At 67.4% G+C, this 1,676-nt stretch carries 2 protein-coding genes; both read right to left on the reverse strand.

The window, feature by feature from the left end; genetic code table 11:
- A partial coding sequence (locus ABZ855_RS48290; RefSeq protein ID WP_360820447.1) for a DUF4913 domain-containing protein occupies nt 1-387 on the reverse strand: 387 nt, incomplete at its 3' end.
- Nucleotides 388-637: 250 nt separating this feature from the next.
- Nucleotides 638-1,393, reverse strand: coding sequence for a site-specific DNA-methyltransferase (locus ABZ855_RS48295; RefSeq protein ID WP_360820444.1), 756 nt, complete (start codon nt 1,391-1,393; stop codon nt 638-640).
- Between the last annotated feature and the right edge of the window lie 283 nt (nt 1,394-1,676).

Genomic DNA, 1,676 nt, shown 5'->3' on the forward strand with positions numbered 1-1,676 from the left:
GGTGTGGGTGAGGAAGTCCCGGTGCCACACCGCCATTCCGGACAGGCCCGCCTCGGGATCCTTGTGCTGCTGGTAGGCCATCCACAGCGCGTGCAGCCAGGCGACGACGTCCTGGTGCTCCTGCCACTGAGGGCACCAGGGCGCCGCCGTGGTGACCTCGGCCCCGTAGACGGGCAGGAGCCAGTCGTCCACCCAGTCCGACAGCGCGTCGAGTTCGTCCTCGTACGCCTCGCCCTCCAGATCCAGGATGGGGCGCGGCTCCGGTGCCGGCGCCGGAGGTGGTCCGCCGAAGCCCGGTAGGCCGAAGGCGGCGAACCGGGATCCTCCGGGGTCCGGAGGGGAGGCCAGGTGGTCGAGCTGGCGGGCCTGCTGCGCCGACTCCTCCATCAGCCGGCGCACACTGGCCTCGATCCCCTCCAAGTGGGAATCGGGGAGGCGGACCGGCTCCAGCTCCCCCTCGGCCGGGGGGTTTACGGGTTCAGGCATGAAAACAATGGCCTCCTCGGCCGTGGGAATGGGCAGGACACGCCAAGCGGTGGTGAACAGGCCGACTCGCAGAAAGGGCGAGTTCCGTCCGGTATATTGGCCTGGATTGCGAAAAGCGCCAACTCTCGCTGGAATGGACGCTGTTGGTGCGTCAGGGGGTGAGGACCAGGTCCTCCTGGGTGAGGGTCTCGCGGAGGGACTGCGTGAGCCGCTCATTCGCGACGGCGGCGTACTGCTCGGTCTTCTCCACGCCGATGAAGTCGCGGCCTTCGAGCAGAGCGGCGACCCCGGTGGACCCCGAACCGGCGCAGAAGTCGAGCACCGTGCCGCCATCGGGGCAGATCTTGACCAGCTCGCGCATCACTTCGACGGGCTTTTGCGTGATGTGCCGCCGCGCCGAACCGGACGGCTGCGAGGCGGAGTAGATGCCCGGAAGGTAGACCGGGTTGCGGGAGCCGTCGATCGCGCCCTTCGAGGCCCAGACGATGAACTCACAGTTCTGGGTGAAGCGCCCCTTCTGGGGGCGGGCCTGCGGCTTGTGCCAGGCCAGCACGCCCCGCCACAGCCAGCCGGCCGCCTGGATCGCGTCCGTCGTGACGGGCAGCTGACGCCAGTCGGTGAACAGCAGCGCCGTGCCGCCGGTCTTGGTGAGCCGGTGCGCTTCGGTCATGATCTGCGTCAGCCAGAACCCGTACGAACGCTGGTCCATGTTCTCGCCGGTGAAGTCCGGCAGCGTGTGTTGGGCATCGGCAGAGGTGTACTTCTGCTTCGCGGAGCGGGTCGTGCGTTCCTTCGCGGTCCGCCCGCCCGAGTTGTAGGGCGGATCGGTGATCACGGAATCGACGCTGTTGTCCGGAAATTTGGAAAGGACGCTCAAGGCGTCGCCCTGGTGCAGGGAAAAAGGCAAAGAGGAACCCCGATTCGCGTGGGTGAATGCGCATGCGCAGGAAATGACCACCTCGCACATGAAGTCCCCGCGAAACCGTGAGCGGGCATTCAGAAGCCCGAGGCCGCGGACCGGGGAGGGCGAGGGGGAAGTCCTAAAACTGTAGAGGCGAGGCGGCCGACGACCAAGAAGTGCCCGACCGAGGTGCCGGTGTGGGCGCTCACGGAATGTTCCCGGGGTCGGCTCATGTAATGGGACCGACCCCGGTCTGTTGAGTGGGTCTACTTCGTGGTGGCCGTCGCCT

It is taken from the genome of Streptomyces sp. NPDC047042, assembly GCF_040644035.1.
Classification (GTDB): domain Bacteria; phylum Actinomycetota; class Actinomycetes; order Streptomycetales; family Streptomycetaceae; genus Streptomyces.